Origin of the sequence: Paraburkholderia sp. J7 (assembly GCF_905220155.1) — a bacterium.
GTDB lineage: Bacteria > Pseudomonadota > Gammaproteobacteria > Burkholderiales > Burkholderiaceae > Paraburkholderia.
Map to the genome: position 1 here is coordinate 14,432 of NZ_CAJMYZ010000046.1, position 17,798 is coordinate 32,229.

Here is a 17,798-nt window from a genome sequence, read left to right on the forward strand (position 1 = left end):
ATGCGTTACGGGCCCGCCTGATCAGCAAGATCTGGCGGGCCCGCTGCCTTGAGCGCCCCGTCTGGCCGCCCCAGCCCGGCGTTGTCGCCAACGCGGCACTGGTTTCAGAATTTTTCAGCCCTTAGGAGATAAACCATGACCATTCGCGTCGCTATCAACGGCTACGGCCGCATCGGCCGTAACACGCTTCGCGCGTTCTACGAGAACGGCAAGAAGCACGACATCCAGATCGTTGCGATCAACGACCTGGGTGACGCGAAGACCAACGCGCATCTGACGCAATACGACACGGCTCACGGCAAGTTCCCGGGCGAAGTCAGCGTCGACGGCGACTACCTCGTCGTCAACGGCGACCGTATCCGCGTGCTGGCCAACCGCAACCCGGCAGAACTGCCGTGGGGCGAACTGGGCGTTGACATCGTGTTCGAATGCACGGGCTTCTTCACGACCAAGGAAAAGGCCAGTGCCCACCTGAAGGGCGGCGCGAAGAAGGTCATCATCTCGGCGCCGGGCGGCAAGGACGTCGACGCGACGATCGTCTACGGCGTGAACCACAACGTGCTGAAGGCGACGGACACGGTCATCTCGAATGCATCGTGCACGACCAACTGCCTGGCACCGCTCGTCAAGCCGCTGAACGACAAGATCGGTCTGGAAACGGGTCTGATGACCACGATCCACGCTTACACGAACGACCAGGTTCTGACGGACGTGTATCACGAAGACCTGCGCCGCGCGCGCTCGGCCACGCACAGCCAGATCCCGGCGAAGACGGGCGCGGCATCGGCTGTCGGCCTCGTGCTGCCGGAACTGAATGGCAAGCTGGACGGTTACGCGATCCGCGTCCCGACCATCAACGTGTCGATCGTCGACCTGTCGTTCATCGCCAAGCGCGACACGACGGTCGAAGAAGTCAACGCGATCATGAAGGAAGCTTCGGAAGGCGCGCTCAAGGGCATCCTGGGCTACAACACCGCACCGCTGGTTTCGATCGACTTCAACCACAACCCGGCATCGTCGACGTTCGACGCCACGCTCACGAAGGTCTCGGGCCGTCTCGTGAAGGTGTCGAGCTGGTACGACAACGAGTGGGGCTTCTCGAACCGCATGCTGGACACGGCTGTGGCGCTCGCGAACGCGAAGTAAGCACGCTCGTAGCTGCATGGAAAAACCGCCCGGAAGTGATTCCGGGCGGTTTTTTTCGTCCTTATTTTTCGATGGCGCTTTGGGACGCCGCGGCGAACGCGGGCGGCGTGGGGAAGTAAACCCCCGCGCGCTGCGCCGCATTGGCGATGTGCGCCTCGATTGCCTCGCCGGCCGCGACTGAGTCGCGCGCCTTGAGCGCCACCACGATCAGGCCGTGCTCGCGATGCGTGGAAAGCACGCGCTCGCGCCGGTAGAACGGCATGCGCTGGCTTTCTTTCATGATGTCGGCGCTGCTGCGCAGGATCGATTCGATCGCCGCATTGCCCGCGAGATTCACGATGCGCATGTGGAACTCGAAGTCGAGTTGCGCGGCTTCGTCGAGTTCGTCGCAGGCGAGGGCGCTGTGCAGCGCTTCGGTGTTCGCTTCGAGCCACGCAACGTCGGCGTCGCCGATGGCGAGCGCCGCCATGCGCGCGGCGAAGCCTTCGAGCGCGTAGCGCATCTGGTAAGTGTCGGGCAGCGACGACTGGTCGGCGAAACGCCACGGGTGAGCGTTCGTGGCCTGCGCGCTCGTCACGTACACGCCCTTGCCCGCGCGGATCGACAGCATGCCGAGCGCCTCGAGCGTCGAGAGCGCCTCGCGCAGCGACGCGCGGCTGATCGCCAGTTCCTCGGAAAGCTGCCGCTGCGCGGGCAGCAGGCTGCCGACCGGATACAAGCCGCCTTCGATCCGTTCGCGAATCGTGGCGATGGCGGCGTCGGTAACGGTGTGCGGAACGTTCTTCATCGGTTGGCGCGGGCTGCGTTCGCGTGGTCTGACCGGTATTGTAGTCCTGCGCGGCTTTGCTGCATGACGCACCGCATCAACGCCCTTTGCGCCGCCGCTCAAGGCGCCCAGATCCGGCCCGTAAACTGGTCAGACCGCACAAGGGTAAACACCCCGTCTCTCAACCTTGACTCCGGTATATCGGCTTCCTACTATCCGCCATAACAGTGCTGGTCAGACCAGTCAGAACAGTTGCTTGCTCCCCCTCGTTGGCTTTGCATGGGATGGGACTAAGGAGCTTTGCTCCAAGTCCCATCGACATAGGAGACAGTCGTGACGAAGTTCTTCAATTCGCTGTTTGGTCGCGTAGTGATCGCCCTCGTACTGGGCATCGTGGTAGGCGCGGTGTTTCCCCATTTCGCCCAATCGTTGCGGCCGCTCGGCGACGGCTTTCTCAAGCTCATCAAGATGGTGATCGGGCCCATTGTGTTCTGCGTGGTCGTGAGCGGCATGGCGCACGCGGGCGACCTCAAGAAGGTGGGCCGTGTCGGCCTGAAATCGGTCGTGTATTTCGAGGCGATGACGACCGTCGCGCTCGTGATCGGCGCCGTGCTCGCGTACGTCACGCGTCCGGGCGCGGGCATGAACGTGGATCTGCGCTCGCTCGACGCGGCCTCGCTCGCGACCTATACCGAGCACGCCAAGAGCCTGAAGGACACGGCCGGCTTCCTGCTGAAGATCATTCCCGAGACGGCCTTCGACGCGTTTGCAAAGGGCGACATCCTGCAGATTCTCGTGTTCTCGGTGCTGTTCGGCAGCGCGCTCTCGCTGCTCGGCCCGAAAGCGCAGCGCGTGAACAGCCTGATCGACGAACTCTCGCAGGTGTTCTTCCGCGTGATGGGCTTCATCATCAAGCTCGCGCCGCTTGGCGTGCTCGGCGCGATCGCTTTTACGACCGGCACCTACGGCGTGGCGTCGCTCAAGCAACTCGGGCTGCTCGTGATCGTGTTCTACGCGAGCTGCATCGTGTTCGTCGCGGTCGTGCTCGGCATCGTCATGCGCCTCGCGGGCTTCAGCGTGTTCAAGCTGATCCGCTACCTGCGCGAAGAACTATCGATCGTGCTCGGCACGGCTTCGTCGGACGCCGTGCTGCCGCAGATCATGCGCAAGCTCGAATTTATGGGCGTGAAGGACTCCACCGTGGGCCTCGTGATCCCGACGGGCTACTCGTTCAACCTCGACGGCTTTTCGATCTACCTCACGCTCGCCGTGATCTTCATCGCGCAGGCGACCAACACGCCGCTGTCGATGCACGACCTCATCGTCGTGGTGCTGGTGTCGCTCATCACCTCGAAGGGCGCGCACGGCATTCCCGGCTCGGCGATCGTCATTCTCGCCGCCACGCTTTCCGCCATTCCCGCGATTCCCGTGCTCGGCCTCGTGCTGATTCTGCCGGTGGACTGGTTCGTCGGCATCGCCCGCGCGCTCACGAACCTGATCGGCAACTGCGTGGCGACGGTGGTGGTCGCCGTGTGGGAGCACGACATCGACAAGGTGCGCGCCAAGCGCGTGCTGAATCTCGACGAAGGTTTCCTCTTCGTGCCGGCAGGCGACAGCGACACGGACGCCGCGCATGGCGAAGACAGCGCGCTTGGCGGCAAGCACGCGCATGCCTGAACCTCGGCGGCGCACCGAGCGCCGCTTTTCTTCGATCAACGGATCCACTCAAGCGAACGACACCATCATGGCCATTCCGACTCTCGACCCCAACGCCCCCGCTTTCACGCGCCGCTACATGAACCTTGCCGATCCGCGTCTGGGCGCCCGCGCGCTCCACGCGAGCGACGAGTTCTTCGCGCCGAAGGAGCGCATGCTCGAACCGCAGCCCGCGGTCTTCATCCCCGGCAAGTACGACGATCACGGCAAGTGGATGGACGGCTGGGAAACGCGCCGCAAGCGCACAACCGGCCACGACTTTTGCATCGTGCGCCTCGCGCGCCCCGGCGTGATCTACGGTCTGGATCTCGACACGAGCCATTTCACGGGCAACTTTCCGCCGGCGGCTTCGATCGAGGCATGCTACGCACAGGCTGGCGACGATGAAACGCCAGGCGACAACGCCAACTGGCAGACCATCGTCCCGGCGACGACGCTGCAGGGCAATCAGCATCACTACGTCGAGGTGAACGATGCGCGCGCGTTCACGCATCTGCGCGTGAATCTCTATCCCGATGGCGGTCTCGCGCGCCTGCGCGTGTACGGCCAGCCCAAGCGCGACTGGAGCACGGTCGAGCGCGGCAGCCTCGTCGATCTCGCGGCGATCGAAAACGGCGCGTATCTCGTCGCGGCCAACAACCAGCACTTCGGGCTTGCTTCCACGATCCTGATGCCCGGGCGCGGCGTGAACATGGGCGACGGCTGGGAAACACGCCGCCGCCGCGAACCGGGCAACGACTGGGCGATCGTGGCGCTCGCGCGGCCCGGCATCATCCGCAAGATCGAAGTCGACACGGCGCACTTCAAGGGCAACTACCCGGATCGCTGCTCGCTTCAGGCGGCGAGCGTGACGGGCGGCACCGACGATTCGCTCGTCACCCAGGCGATGTTCTGGCCGGCGCTGCTCGGCGAGCAGAAGCTCGAAATGGACAAGCAACACGTGTTCGAGAGCGGGATTGCCGCGCTCGGTCCGGTCACGCACGTGCGCTTCAACATCTTCCCGGACGGCGGCGTGTCGCGCCTGCGCCTGTGGGGCGAACCGGTCTGAACGAGGAGCCGCGATGCAGATCCTGCACATGGAACCCTTGACGCGCGAGGCGTTCGCGCCGTTTGGCGACGTGATCGAAGTCGACGGCGCGCGCCACTTTCCGATCAACGGCGGTACGACTGAGCGCTTTCACGACCTCGCCGCCATCGACGTGAACGAGGCGGGCGGGTGGCCCATCGTCAGCGTGTTTCGCGCCCAGCCGCGCGCATGGCCCGTCGAGATCGCGATGATGGAGCGGCATCCGCTCGGCAGCCAGGCATTCGTGCCGCTTGGCGACGCGGGCTACGCGGTGGTGGTCGCGCCGGCGGGCGAGTTCGATCCGGCGGGGCTGCGCGCGTTCTGGGCGGGGCGCGGGCAGGGCGTCAATTACGCCAAAGGCGTCTGGCATCACCCGTTGCTCGCCTTCGAGCGGGTGAGCGACTTCGTGGTGATCGACCGCGGCGGCACGCAGCCGAATTGCGATGAGATCGCGCTCGGAGCGTCCTGGCGGCTCGTGCAAGCCGACACGTTGCTCGTGCCCGCCTGAAGCCGGGTCGGCGTTCCCCAAGAGCGGTTCACCAAACGAAAACGCCACGGCAGGTCTGCCGTGGCGTTTTCTCTTCTGCCGCCTGCAAGCGGCGAGCGGTCAGTGCTTGCGGTGCGGGCAGTTTTCCTTCGTGCAGGCGCCGTACAGGGCGAGTGCGTGTTCCTGGAGCTTGAAGCCACGCTCGTTGGCGATCATCTGCTGGCGTTTTTCGATTTCGGGGTCGAAAAATTCTTCAACGATTCCGCAGTCGAGGCACACGAGGTGGTCGTGGTGGCTGCCTTCGTTGAGCTCGAACACCGCCTTGCCCGATTCGAAGTTGCTGCGCGTGAGCAACCCAGCCTGCTCGAACTGCGTGAGGACCCGGTAGACCGTGGCGAGGCCGATGTCGAGCTCCTCGTTCAGCAGGTTGCGGTAGACGTCTTCTGCGGTGAGGTGACGAACCGGGCTATGCTGAAAAATCTCCAGGATCTTGAGGCGAGGCAGCGTCGCCTTGAGGCCGATGTTCTTGAGATCGGTTGGATTGGTCATGACGATAAGTCCCTGGAGTACAATGCTAGGTTGTTATGTTAATGCGTTTTTACCGTTCCGGGCATTTTCGCCGGAACTTCGAACGATCTTCTACAGAATACGCGCGGCTTCGCGAAAAGCCCGCTCGGTGAGGGAAATGATTCCAGAATTCACAACGATCGGCCGGCGCATGCACGGCGGCCGCCTGGCGTGCACCCTGCTGGCTGCGGCCGCGTTCGCGGCGCTCGCCGGCTGTTCCACCTACAACAGCGTGACGCAGAGCATCGCCCAGAGCATTACGCCTTACCGCATTACCATCGTGCAAGGCAACTTCGTCTCGGCGGAAGCCGCGGCGCAGATGAAGGTGGGCATGTCCCGGGCCGAGGTCAAGCAGCTGCTCGGCACGCCGCTCCTCACCGACATGTTCCATGCGAACCGCTGGGACTATATCTTCTATTTCAAGCGCGGCTCGACCGCCGTGGTTCAGCAGCGTGACTTCGTCGTGCTCTTCGAAGGCGACCGCGTAGCGAGCTGGTCGGGCGGTGAAGACCTGCCGTCGAACCTCGAACTGCTCGCCGAAATCGACGGCGACCGCAGCGGCAAGAAGAAGGCCGTCGCGGCTGCGCCGGCATCGGGCGCTTCGGCGCCGGTGGCGGCTGCAGCGGGCGCGCCCGACGTAGGTACGAGCGCGACCGGCCCGACGGTCGGCGACACGGCGCGCACGCCGTCGTCCGATCTCGGCGCCGCTACCAGTGCGTTGCCGCAGGACGCCAACGCGCAGGCCGCCGCCGCCGCAAACCGTGCCACGGAAGCGGTGCAAACGCCTGCCGGCCTTACGCCTTCGGTGCGCGCGGGCAATCCGCAATCGTCGGCGCTGCCGCAGAACGTCGGCACGATGCCGTCGCAGGTCCAGCTGCATCGCCAGCCGCAGCCGCAAATTCAGGGCGTGCCGCAGAGCAACCCGGTCGGCCCGACCGCCGGCGCGCAGGGCACCGGCGACACCAATACGGCGCCGTCTGGCCCGGCACGCGATTCGTCGCTCGCCGCGCCGCCCACGGTGCCGGCTTCCGGGGCTGCTGCGGCCCCGAGCAACTGAGCCGGCTGACCCAGCCGGTAAAACAGGCAGGGCGGGGTGCGCGAGGCGCGCCACGCTTCGATTCGGCGGCCGGGTGTCACTACCGGCCGCCGCGTTTTTTGGCGGCGGCGCTTCGTGGCGCCTGGTGACACCGGGTGGCACCCCACGCCGCGGCCAGCGACACATTGGCAGGAAGACTCATGAAAATCGCAATCGCCGGGGCATCGGGCCGCATGGGCCGCATGCTCATCGAAACCGTTCTGAATTCGCCCGACGTCACGCTCTCGGGCGCGCTCGTGCGCAAGGGTTCGGCCGCCATTGGCCAGGACGCTGGCGCGTTCCTCGGCAAGGACACCGGTGTGCGCATCACCGACGACATCGAGCAGGTGTTCGCGCAAAGCGACTGCCTGATCGACTTCACGCGTCCGGAAGGCACGCTCGTGCACCTCGAGGCGGCGCAGCGCCACGGCGTGAAGATGGTGATCGGCACGACCGGCTTCGACGCCCAGCAAAAGGCACAGCTCGGCGCGGCCGCGCAAAAGGTCGGCGTGGTGTTCGCGGCGAACATGAGCGTGGGCGTGAACGTCACGCTCAAGCTGCTCGAATACGCGGCGCGCTTTTTCGAGACCGGCTACGACATCGAGATCATCGAGGCGCACCATCGCCACAAGGTCGACGCGCCCTCGGGCACCGCCCTTGCGATGGGCGAGGCCGTGGCAAAGGCGCTCGGCCGCAATCTCGACGAATGCGCCGTGTATGGCCGCGAAGGCGTGACCGGTGAGCGCGACCCCTCGACGATCGGGTTTTCGGCGATTCGCGGCGGCGATATCGTCGGCGATCATACGGTGCTGTTCGCGGGCATTGGCGAGCGCATCGAGATCACGCACAAGTCCTCGAGCCGCCTTTCGTACGCGCAAGGCAGCGTGCGCGCCGCGCGCTTTCTGCAGGACAAGGCCAACGGCCTGTACGATATGCAGGACGTGCTCGGCCTGCGCTGAGCGTTTCCCTTATGGTCCGGCGCCTGCGCCGGACAGACAGTGAGCGAGGTCCGATGGCAGCGAGTTCCGGAGTCATTCACTATCTGCAGACGGGCGATGCCGTCACCCACGCGGTAGCGTGGGTATTGCTCGCCATGTCGGTCGCGAGCTGGTGCTTTCTCATCGTGAAAAGCTGGATTCTCTTGCGCGCGAAGCGCCAGGGGCCGCGCGCCGTTGCGCGCTTCTGGCAGGCGCGCAGCCTCGCTGACGGCGTGGCCGCCATGCGTGGGGTCGACCGCGAACGCGTCTTCCTGCCGTTGGCTCAGGCGGCGCTCGCCGCCGAGGAAGCCGATGCGCCCGGCATGATGCTTTCACGCGTAGACCGCGGCGAGCGCGTGTTGCGTGCGTTGCGCGGTGCGCTTCAGGCGTCGCAGCGCCGGCTCGAGTTCGGGCAGGTGCTGCTCGCCTCGGTGGGCAGCACGGCGCCGTTCGTGGGGCTGCTCGGCACGGTTTGGGGCATTTACCACGCGCTCGGCAGCATTGCCGCGAGCGGCCAGGCGATGATCGAGAACGTGGCCGGCCCGGTGGGCGAAGCGCTCATCATGACGGCGTTCGGTCTCGTGGTCGCGATTCCGGCCGTGCTCGCCTACAACGTGCTCGGACGCCTCGTGCGCCAGCTTTGCGACGATCTAGACGGCTTCGCGCACGATCTGCACGCCTATGCCTGCGCGCCCGAAGGCGCGCCGCTGCGCCGCGAAGGTGCGCAGGGCGCGATGCGCGAAGGCGCGCGCGCCGAGTCGTAGGAGGCAACGCGAATGGCATTCGGCGGACTCGAAAAGAAGCGCGATGCGGCACCGATGTCGGACATCAACATGACGCCGCTCATCGACGTCATGCTCGTGCTGCTCGTCATCTTCATCATCACCGCGCCGCTCTTCACGCATGCGATCCGGCTCGATTTGCCGAAGGTCGCCGCCGAGCCGGCGCAGCAAACGGCGCAGACCGTCACGCTTTCCATCGACGCCGCCGGCAAGCTCTACTGGAACGCCCAGCCCATCACGCTGGACGAGCTGCGTGCGCGCTTCACGGCGGCGGGCAAAGCGCCCGAGTCGCAGCAGCCCGAGCTGCAATTGCGCGCCGCGCGCGAGACGCGCTACGACGTGATTGCCCAGGTGATGGGCGCCGCGCAGCAGGCCGGGCTCACGCGCCTCGGCTTCGTGACCGAGCCGCCCGCCGGCGCGCACTGAACGGCGAACTGAGCGCGCGCCAGTCAACGGTATAATCAACGTTTCCTTTAAAACGGGCTAAGCGAAACCGCCGCAATCTGCCGGTATCGTGAACGGCCGGCCCGGTGCATCCGGCACCGAAACCGCCCGTTTCCAGCGTTCACCACCCACACCATGCTCGAAAAATACGTTCCCTCCGACGTCGAATCCGCCGCGCAAGGCGAATGGCGCGCCACCGACGCTTACCGGACGGCCGAGAAGGCCGACAAGCCCAAGTTCTACTGCGTCTCGATGCTGCCGTATCCGTCGGGCAAGCTGCACATGGGCCACGTGCGGAACTACACGATCAACGACGTGATGTACCGTTACCTGCGCATGAACGGCTACAACACGTTGATGCCGATGGGCTGGGACGCGTTCGGCATGCCTGCCGAAAACGCCGCGATGGCCAACAGCGTGCCGCCGGCCAAGTGGACGTACGACAATATCGAGTACATGAAGGGCCAGATGCAGTCGATGGGCCTCGCCATCGACTGGTCGCGTGAAATCGCCACCTGCAAGCCCGACTACTACAAGTGGAACCAGTGGTTCTTCCTGAAGATGCTCGAAAAGGGCATCGCGTACAAGAAGACCGGCACGGTGAACTGGGACCCGGTCGATCAGACCGTGCTCGCCAACGAGCAGGTGATCGACGGGCGCGGCTGGCGCTCGGGCGCGCTCGTGGAAAAGCGCGAAATCCCGATGTATTACCTGCGCATCACGCAGTACGCAGACGAACTGCTGAACGACCTCGACGGCCTCGGCTGGCCCGAGCGCGTCAAGATCATGCAGCAGAACTGGATCGGCAAGAGCTTCGGCGTGAACTTCGGCTTCCCGTACGAGCTGGACGGCGAGAAGAAGCTGCTGCGCGTGTTCACCACGCGCGCCGACACGATCATGGGCGTGACCTTTGCCGCGATCGCGGCCGAGCACCCGCTCGCCACGCGTCTGGCGCAAGGCAAGCCGGAGCTGCAGGCGTTCATCGACGAATGCAAGCGCGGCGGCGTGGCGGAAGCCGACGTCGCGACGATGGAGAAGAAGGGCCTGCCCACGGGCTTCACCGTCACGCACCCGATCACGCACGAGCAAGTGCCGGTGTGGATCGGCAACTACGTGCTGATGACTTATGGCGAAGGCGCCGTGATGGGCGTGCCGGGCCACGACGAGCGCGACTTTGCGTTCGCGAAAAAGTACAACCTGCCGATCAAGCAGGTCATCGCAGCGGAAGGCGAGACGTACTCGCTCGACGGCTGGCAGGAGTGGTACGGCGACAAGGAGCGCGCCGTGTGCGTGAACAGCGGCAAGTACGACGGCCTCGCCTACACGGCGGCCGTGGACGCCGTCGCTGCCGACCTCAAGGCGCTCGACCTCGGCGACAAGCAGGTCACGTGGCGTCTGCGCGACTGGGGCATTTCACGCCAGCGCTACTGGGGCACCCCGATCCCGATCATCCACTGCCCGAGCTGCGGCGACGTGCCGGTGCCGGAAAAGGACCTGCCGGTCGTGCTGCCGGAAGACCTCGTGCCGGACGGCACGGGCAACCCGCTCGCGAAGTCCGAAGCGTTCCTGAACTGCAAGTGCCCGACGTGCGGCGCCGACGCGAAGCGCGAGACCGACACGATGGACACGTTCGTCGACTCGTCGTGGTACTTCTACCGCTACGCCGCGCCGGACGCTGTGAACATGGTCGACGAGCGCACCGACTACTGGATGCCGATGGACCAGTACATCGGCGGCATCGAGCACGCGATTCTTCACCTCTTGTACTCGCGCTTCTGGGCGAAGGTTTCGCGCGACCTCGGTCTCGTGAAGTTCGGCGAGCCGGCGAAGAACCTGCTCACGCAGGGCATGGTGCTCAACGAAACGTTCTACCGCGAAGACGCGGCGGGCAAGAAGACCTGGTACAACCCGGCCGACGTGACGGTGACGCACGACGACAAGGGCCGCCCGATTGGCGCGACGCTCAACAGCGACGGCCAGAGCGTGGTGCTCGGCGGCGTCGAGAAGATGTCGAAGTCGAAGAACAACGGCGTCGACCCGCAGGTGCTGATCGACCTGTACGGCGCAGACACGGCGCGTCTGTTCACGATGTTCGCCGCGCCGCCCGAGCAGCAGCTCGAGTGGTCGGGCGCGGGCGTGGAAGGCGCGAGCCGCTTCCTGCGCCGCGTGTGGGCCTTCGGCCACGCGAACGCCGATGCGATCAAGTCGCGCGCCTCGTTCGACGCGGCGGCGCTCACGGACGTCGAAAAGGCGCTGCGCCGCGAAGTGTATAGCGTGCTCAAGCAGGCCGACTTCGACTATCAGCGCCTGCAGTACAACACGGTCGTTTCGGCGGCGATGAAGATGCTCAACGCCATCGACGGCGCCAAGGGCGCCGGTGCGGGCGTGCAGCGCGAAACCTTTGGCGTGCTGCTGCGCGTGCTGTACCCGGTCGTGCCGCACATCGCGTTCGAACTCTGGAAGGCGCTCGGTTACAGCGACGAATACGGCACACTGCTCGACGCGCCCTGGCCGAAGGTCGACGAAAAGGCGCTGGAACAGGCCGAGATCGAACTCGTGCTGCAGGTGAACGGCAAGGTGCGCGGCGCCGTGACGGTGGCCAAGGACGCGCCGAAGGATGCGATCGAAGCCGCCGCACTCGCGCACGAGATGTTCGTCAAGTTCGCGGAAGGCCGTGCGCCGAAGAAGATCATCGTCGTGCCGGGCCGCCTCGTGAATGTCGTGGTCTAAGCGCCAATCAAGGCCACGTTGGCGGCGCAGCCTTGCGCCGCCACCCAGACACTGTCGCGAACCCAGGGAGTCCATGTGATTCGCAGATCGTTCCTCAGGTTGTTCCCGCTCGTGGCGGGCAGCGCGCTCGCCCTTTCGGCCTGCGGCTTCCAGCTGCGCGGCGAGCAGAACTTCGCCTTCAAGCGCCTTGCCGTCGTCGGCGCGCCGCCGCCGTTCGTCGGGCGCCTCTCGCGTATGGTCGAAGGCGGCAGCGATTCGGTCGTGGTCGATTCGGTGGCCAACGCCGACGCTGTGCTGCACGTTTCCGAAGGGCGCAGCTTCAGCACGCTCACGCTCAATTCGCTCGGCGCAGTGGTGGAATATCAGGTCAACTACACGCTCAACTTCACGCTGACGAGGCCGGACGGCTCCATGCTGATCCAGCCGAGCGCAATCGCGCTGAATCGCGCGATGACGTATAGCGATCAGTTCTCGACCGCCAAGACGCAAGAAGCCGACCTGCTGTTCACCGACATGCAGAACGACGCCGTCGATCAGCTCATGCGGCGCCTCGCCGTGCTGAAAACGATCAACCCGACGCCCGATCAGGTCGTGCCGGGTGTCGCGCCGCGCGCACCGCTGCCGCCGCCGCCGCTGTAATGCGCGCGGTTTCCCTCTACTGAGCGATCTTCGACCGAGCGCCATGCAACTGCGACCCGACGCACTCGAACCGCACCTCGCGAGAGGGCTGGCCGGCCTGTACGTCGTCTACGGCGACGAACACCTGCTCGCCCAGGAGGCGTGCGACCGCATCCGTGCGGCTGCGCGCGCAGCGGGCTTTACCGACCGCTCGGTGTTTACCGTCGAGCGCGGCTTCGACTGGAGTTCGCTCCTCGGCGCGAGCCAGTCGATGTCGCTCTTCGGCGATCGCCAACTGGTGGAGTTGCGCATTCCGTCGGGCAAGCCCGGTAAGGAGGGCGCGGACGCACTGAAGACGCTCGCGGCCTCGGCGAATCCCGATGTGCTGATGCTCGTTACGCTGCCGCGCCTCGACGCCGCCACGCAGAAGTCTGCGTGGTTCACGGCGCTTTCGGAAAGCGGCGCGGCGATCAAGATCGATCCGGTCGAGCGCACGGCGCTGCCGAACTGGATCGGCCAGCGCCTCGCGCTGCAAGGTCAGCGCGTTGCACCAGGCGAGGACGGCCGGCGCGCGCTGCAATTCGTGGCGGAGCGCGTGGAAGGCAATTTGCTGGCGGCGCATCAGGAAATCCAGAAGCTTGGGCTGCTGTATCCGCAAGGCGTGCTCAGCTCCGAGCAGATTCACGACGCCGTGCTCAACGTCGCGCGCTACGACGTATTCAAGCTCAACGAAGCCATGCTGACCGGCGATGTCGGGCGCCTCGCGCGCATGCTCGACGGGCTGCAAGGCGAAGGTGAGGCATCGGTGCTGGTGCTGTGGGCCGTGGTCGAGGAAATTCGCACGCTGCTGCGCATCAAGCGCGGGGTGGCGGCGGGCAAGCCGCTCGCCATGCTGCTACGCGAGAACCGCGTGTGGGGGCCGCGCGAGCGGCTTATCGGTCCGGCGCTTTCGCGCTTGAGCGAAGCGACGCTAGAACGCGGTCTCGCGCTCGCGGCGCGGCTCGACCGGCAGGTGAAGGGGCTGTCGGGGCAATCGCGCAGCGACTGGCGCAATGCCTTGCCGCCCGACGCATGGGACGGCTTGTTCGAACTGGCGATGACGGTGGCCGGGCCTCGCGACGGCGGCGCGCCGGCGCGCAGCGCTGCGGCGCCAGGCCGCGCGCAGCCGGACGCTCAGCCACGCAGCCCGGCTGCGGCGGCAGCCGCCGCAGCGGCAGCGGCCCGACCGCGCACCGCAGGGCCGTCGCGCCGGCCGGGCTAAAGCCCTCCACGGCTTGCCCGAACCGGCGCTTCGGCACCTGCTCTATGCCTGTCGCGCGGCCGGTGCGCATGCCGAGCCGCCCGGCCATGTCCAGCAAAGCTTGGCGGCTGGCCTTAAAATCGGCCTGAACCGCTTTGAATCGAACCGCGCTTGGCGCATCCGACTGTGCCTCACGCGCCGCATGACGAAAGACACCATGGATATCGACCAGTACATGACCGACCTCGGCCGCCGCGTCCGCAAGGCTTCGCGCGCGATGGCACGGGCCTCGACGGCCGCGAAGAACGCGGCGCTCGAAGCGGTGGCGCAAGCCATCGAGCGCGACGCGCAGCACCTGAAGGATGCGAATGCACGCGACCTCGCGCGCGCGAAGGAGAAGGGCCACGACGCGGCCTTCATCGACCGCCTCACGCTCTCGGACAAGGCGCTCAAGACGATGGTCGAAGGCCTGCGCCAGGTTGCCGCGCTGCCCGACCCCATCGGCGAAATCACCAATCTCAAGTTCCGCCCGAGCGGCATTCAGGTGGGGCAGATGCGCGTGCCGCTCGGTGTGATCGGCATCATCTACGAATCGCGGCCGAACGTGACGATCGACGCCGCGGCGCTGTGTCTGAAATCGGGCAACGCAACGATCCTGCGCGGCGGCTCCGAGGCGCTGGAGTGCAACACGGCGCTCGCGAAGCTGATTGGCGAGGGGCTGGCCGCAGCGGGTCTGCCGCAGGACGCGGTGCAGGTGGTGGAGACCGCCGACCGCGCCGCGGTGGGCAAGCTCATCACCATGACGGAATTCGTGGACGTGATCGTGCCGCGCGGCGGCAAAAGCCTGATCGAGCGCCTGATGGCCGAAGCGCGCGTGCCGATGATCAAGCACCTGGACGGCATCTGCCACGTGTACGTGGACGACCGCGCAGACCTCGCAAAGGCGCTGACCGTGTGCGACAACGCCAAGACGCACCGCTACGGCACCTGCAACACGATGGAGACACTGCTCGTGGCGCGCGGTATTGCGCATGACGTACTGCCGCCGCTTGGGCGTCTGTATCGCGAAAAGGACGTGGAACTGCGCGTGGATGCCGCGGCGCGCTCGATTCTCGCGGACGCTGGCGTTGGCCCGCTCGTGGACGCCACGGAAGAAGACTGGCGCACCGAGTACCTCGCGCCCGTGCTGGCGGTGAAGGTGGTCGATACGCTCGACGATGCGATCGAGCATATCAACGTGTACGGCTCACACCATACCGATGCGATCGTCACCGAAGACCACGATCGCGCGATGCGCTTCTTGCGCGAAGTGGATTCGGCAAGCGTGATGGTGAACGCCTCGACGCGCTTTGCCGACGGCTTCGAGTTCGGCCTTGGCGCGGAGATCGGCATCTCGAACGACAAACTGCATGCGCGTGGCCCGGTCGGACTGGAAGGGCTGACTTCGCTGAAGTACGTGGTGCTCGGCCACGGCGAGGGTCGTCAGTAGTCGGCCTGTACCGTACAGCGGCGCGCGCACGGTGAAGTGCGCACCGCTTCCCCCGTCAATCGTCAATCAAGAAGAAAAAAGATGTCGATGCTTTGGGTCAAGACGTTTCACATCGTACTGATCGCTTCGTGGTTCGCGGGCCTGTTCTACTTGCCGCGCATCTTCGTGAATCTCGCGATGGAGTCCGAGCCCGCGGCGGTCAAACGCCTGCTCGTCATGGCGCGCAAGCTTTACCGCTTCATGACCATCATTGCCGTGCCCGCGCTGCTGTGCGGGCTGTGGCTGTGGCTCGTGGTCGGCATCGGGCGCGGGCAGGGGTGGATCCACGCGAAGGTGGGCGTGGTGTTATTGCTCATCGTCTATCACGCGTACTGCGGGCGCCTGCTACGTACCTTCGAGCGCGGCGAGAACCGCCGCTCCGACAAGTGGTATCGCATGTTCAATGAGTTGCCGGTGCTCGGCATGCTGGCGGCCGTGGCGCTTGCCGTTATCAAGCCGTTCTAAGGCACTTTCGCGCATTCGATCTGGAGCTTACGCTTGAGCTCCGCTAGCGGGCAGCCTCAAACGCTGCCCGTATCTTTACGGCGCATGCGTGCCGCTACAACGTGCCATCCGTCGTCGCGCTTCACGAGAACGTCGGTGAAAAGGTATTCAATTGTCTTGTAGCCTCTGGCGGGCGTGTATCGATTGACGCCAGTTACCACGGCGACATCGTCGAGTATCTGCACGCGCATACCGTCCAGCAACTGCGAGCCGCCAGGCGGCAGCGCGGGAGCAGCAAGCAGGTCGTGCTTGTTGCGGCGGACATTGCCAGGAAAAATTTCGATGAACTTATCATCGAGCAGATCGTTGAGCACCGGGTGGTCGGCTGCCGTTGCGGCTTGCGTCCACTGGTGCTCGAGCAATTCGATTTGAAGCGCTTCAGGGATGGGCGCACTGGATACCGGCGCGACTGTGGCATGCGCTAGTGTTGCAAGTACGCCTACGGCGGCAAGAGGCAAAAGACGTTTCATGGCGTTTCCTTGGATGTGAGTGCGAAGCCGTTCGGCTCACGACGTAGGGAAACGAGAGGGGGCGGCTGGGCGTGTCTCGCGAAACGGCACGCAGTTGGCGTGTAGCTAGCGAAAGGTGCTTGACGTCCGTGTGACCTCGCAAGAGGTGAAGCTTTTCGTCAGTGTTTCCCGACAATCAAAGTGTATTTTTCCGACGATGTGTGCGGAATAGGACAAATCTCAAAAGCGCCCCGCAATACATGTGTGGTGGAGATCCAACGACGCCGGAGTGTCAGTGAGGTGTCCAGGTCTCAGGTCAGGTGATTTCCACGCTGGCATGTGCCCGGCAACACGAACGCGATCAGCCAGATTGGTGTTGGATTGGATTGCGAATAATCTTTCAGTCTTAGTTTAAATTCTCTGATTTTGTAGGTAAATAACCTTGTCATTGTGGGATTTAATATTTTTGAATGTAGTAAAAGAATACATTGAGTGCCGTATTTGGATGTTTTGGATTCAAGAAAAAATCATCTTGGGCTTCGGTTGTTGGAATCTGGTTAATCTGTATTTCAGTCTCTCTTTGCTGATTCGGATCGCCTGCAAGGCCTTGCTGGAGGCGGCTTATATCTTGATGGGGACAATATTCTGCTTTAAGAGTTCTCTTATATGTTTTGTGAACTCAAGTCCATAAAGTCGCTGAGATCATCACGTGGCGACTATCTAACTCTGTAAGCAATATCTGATGTTGCGTTTGAAATAGCGGGTTGCTGCGTGGTTGGCGTAAATCGTTGGTCCCATGGGCCAGCCGATTTTCTCTTTTTTGAGGGAAATCCCCGTCGGATGGCTTCGGGCCGAAATCGGTGCTCCCTCATTAACCAGGGCAACGAGAATGAACAAGTCATACAGATCAATCTGGAACGAAGCCACGGGGGCGTGGGTTGCCGTTCAGGAGAACGCCGTTGCGCGCGGCAAGAAAAAGTCGAGCCGTCGCGCGCTGGTTGCGCTGGCCGCCGCGGGAGCCGGCACCGCCGGGTTCGTGCTGCCGGGTTCCGCGTGGGCCGACATCTGTGCTTCCGACTCCTATGGGTCCAAGGCGGGCTACAGAAGCATCGGTACCGACACCACTTGCGCAAGCTGGAACGGCAGTACCGGCGACGGTGAGGTCCCGGGCGCCGCTCAGTTCACCGCGATCGGGCTGGGCGGGACTCAACTTGTCGTGTCCTCGACCAAGCAATCAATCATCTTCATGCCAAGCAACGGGAGTGTGAAGGCGACGATGACGACCGGCGCGAATGGCGTGCTGCTTTCGGGCCTCACCGCGGGTCTGGGAACGTCCGACGCCATCAACGTGAGTCAGCTTACGCCAGTGATCAGTGCACTAGGTGGCGGTGCGACATTCAACACATACACGGGCGCGGTTACTGGGCCAAGTTACACGCTCGCGAACGCCAACTCGATCACCGGCGCGTCATCTTCCTCGTCGCAAAGCACAGTGGGCGGCGCGTTCAACGAGGTCGACGCGGCGCTCGGGCAACTCCAGACTCAGATCTCGAAGCTCCCTTTAGTCGATGCGGTCACTTATGATTCGTCGTCGCACTCCAAGGTGACGTTGGCTGGATCGGACCATGTGCCAGTCGCACTGACGAACGTGGCGAACGGTGCGCTGAATGCGTCGAGCCTTGACGCAGTGAACGGTTCGCAGC

17 protein-coding genes are annotated in these 17,798 nt (G+C 64.5%); 14 read left to right on the forward strand and 3 right to left on the reverse strand.

Annotation, left to right across the window (positions count from 1 at the left end; genetic code table 11):
* The first annotated feature begins 135 nt into the window (after positions 1-135).
* Positions 136-1,146, forward strand: coding sequence for a type I glyceraldehyde-3-phosphate dehydrogenase (gene gap / locus U5A58_RS39275; RefSeq protein ID WP_027820982.1), 1,011 nt, complete (start codon positions 136-138; stop codon positions 1,144-1,146).
* Positions 1,147-1,207: 61 nt separating this feature from the next.
* Here the strand turns inward: gap and U5A58_RS39280 are convergent, their stop codons facing one another.
* Positions 1,208-1,933, reverse strand: coding sequence for a FadR/GntR family transcriptional regulator (locus U5A58_RS39280; RefSeq protein ID WP_201694351.1), 726 nt, complete (start codon positions 1,931-1,933; stop codon positions 1,208-1,210).
* A 312-nt stretch (positions 1,934-2,245) separates the two neighbouring features.
* Between U5A58_RS39280 and U5A58_RS39285 the strand changes: the two genes are divergently transcribed.
* From U5A58_RS39285 to U5A58_RS39295, 3 genes are all read left to right on the forward strand, one after another.
* Positions 2,246-3,589, forward strand: a complete 1,344-nt coding sequence (locus U5A58_RS39285; RefSeq protein ID WP_321965311.1) for a C4-dicarboxylate transporter DctA — start codon at positions 2,246-2,248, stop codon at positions 3,587-3,589.
* Between the two features lie 67 nt (positions 3,590-3,656).
* Positions 3,657-4,676, forward strand: a complete 1,020-nt coding sequence (gene alc / locus U5A58_RS39290) for an allantoicase (protein ID WP_321965312.1) — start codon at positions 3,657-3,659, stop codon at positions 4,674-4,676.
* A gap of 13 nt (positions 4,677-4,689) precedes the next feature.
* Positions 4,690-5,202, forward strand: a complete 513-nt coding sequence (locus U5A58_RS39295) for an ureidoglycolate lyase (protein WP_321965313.1) — start codon at positions 4,690-4,692, stop codon at positions 5,200-5,202.
* Positions 5,203-5,301: 99 nt separating this feature from the next.
* Here U5A58_RS39295 and fur read toward each other — a convergent pair whose 3' ends face one another.
* Positions 5,302-5,730, reverse strand: a complete 429-nt coding sequence (gene fur, locus U5A58_RS39300) for a ferric iron uptake transcriptional regulator (RefSeq protein ID WP_065065157.1) — start codon at positions 5,728-5,730, stop codon at positions 5,302-5,304.
* A gap of 136 nt (positions 5,731-5,866) precedes the next feature.
* On the opposite strand from fur, the gene U5A58_RS39305 reads away from it, so the two are divergent.
* From U5A58_RS39305 to U5A58_RS39345, 9 genes are all read left to right on the forward strand, one after another.
* Complete coding sequence (locus U5A58_RS39305) at positions 5,867-6,805, forward strand: outer membrane protein assembly factor BamE (RefSeq protein ID WP_321965314.1); 939 nt, start codon at positions 5,867-5,869, stop codon at positions 6,803-6,805.
* A 179-nt stretch (positions 6,806-6,984) separates the two neighbouring features.
* Positions 6,985-7,782: a 4-hydroxy-tetrahydrodipicolinate reductase gene (gene dapB / locus U5A58_RS39310; RefSeq protein ID WP_321965315.1), complete on the forward strand. Its 798-nt coding sequence runs from the start codon at positions 6,985-6,987 to the stop codon at positions 7,780-7,782.
* A 53-nt stretch (positions 7,783-7,835) separates the two neighbouring features.
* Positions 7,836-8,564: a MotA/TolQ/ExbB proton channel family protein gene (locus tag U5A58_RS39315; protein ID WP_321917782.1), complete on the forward strand. Its 729-nt coding sequence runs from the start codon at positions 7,836-7,838 to the stop codon at positions 8,562-8,564.
* Positions 8,565-8,576: 12 nt separating this feature from the next.
* Entirely contained in the window at positions 8,577-9,008 is a 432-nt protein-coding gene (locus tag U5A58_RS39320; protein WP_321917784.1) for a biopolymer transporter ExbD, read from the forward strand.
* Positions 9,009-9,161: 153 nt separating this feature from the next.
* Complete coding sequence (gene leuS / locus U5A58_RS39325; RefSeq protein WP_321965316.1) at positions 9,162-11,756, forward strand: leucine--tRNA ligase; 2,595 nt, start codon at positions 9,162-9,164, stop codon at positions 11,754-11,756.
* A gap of 75 nt (positions 11,757-11,831) precedes the next feature.
* Positions 11,832-12,395, forward strand: coding sequence for an LPS assembly lipoprotein LptE (gene lptE / locus U5A58_RS39330; RefSeq protein WP_321965317.1), 564 nt, complete (start codon positions 11,832-11,834; stop codon positions 12,393-12,395).
* A 43-nt stretch (positions 12,396-12,438) separates the two neighbouring features.
* Positions 12,439-13,635 (forward strand): DNA polymerase III subunit delta, encoded by a 1,197-nt coding sequence (gene holA / locus U5A58_RS39335; protein WP_321965318.1) that lies wholly within the window; start codon positions 12,439-12,441, stop codon positions 13,633-13,635.
* Positions 13,636-13,831: 196 nt separating this feature from the next.
* Entirely contained in the window at positions 13,832-15,103 is a 1,272-nt protein-coding gene (locus U5A58_RS39340; protein WP_321965322.1) for a glutamate-5-semialdehyde dehydrogenase, read from the forward strand.
* An 81-nt stretch (positions 15,104-15,184) separates the two neighbouring features.
* Positions 15,185-15,607, forward strand: coding sequence for a CopD family protein (locus U5A58_RS39345; RefSeq protein WP_321965319.1), 423 nt, complete (start codon positions 15,185-15,187; stop codon positions 15,605-15,607).
* 56 nt (positions 15,608-15,663) lie between these two features.
* On the opposite strand, the gene U5A58_RS39350 is transcribed toward U5A58_RS39345, so the two are convergent.
* A complete protein-coding gene (locus tag U5A58_RS39350) occupies positions 15,664-16,116 on the reverse strand; it encodes a nuclear transport factor 2 family protein (RefSeq protein ID WP_321965320.1) in 453 nt (150 codons plus the stop codon).
* An 868-nt stretch (positions 16,117-16,984) separates the two neighbouring features.
* Here U5A58_RS39350 and U5A58_RS39355 point away from each other — a divergent pair.
* A partial coding sequence (locus U5A58_RS39355; RefSeq protein WP_321965321.1) for an ESPR-type extended signal peptide-containing protein occupies positions 16,985-17,798 on the forward strand: 814 nt, incomplete at its 3' end.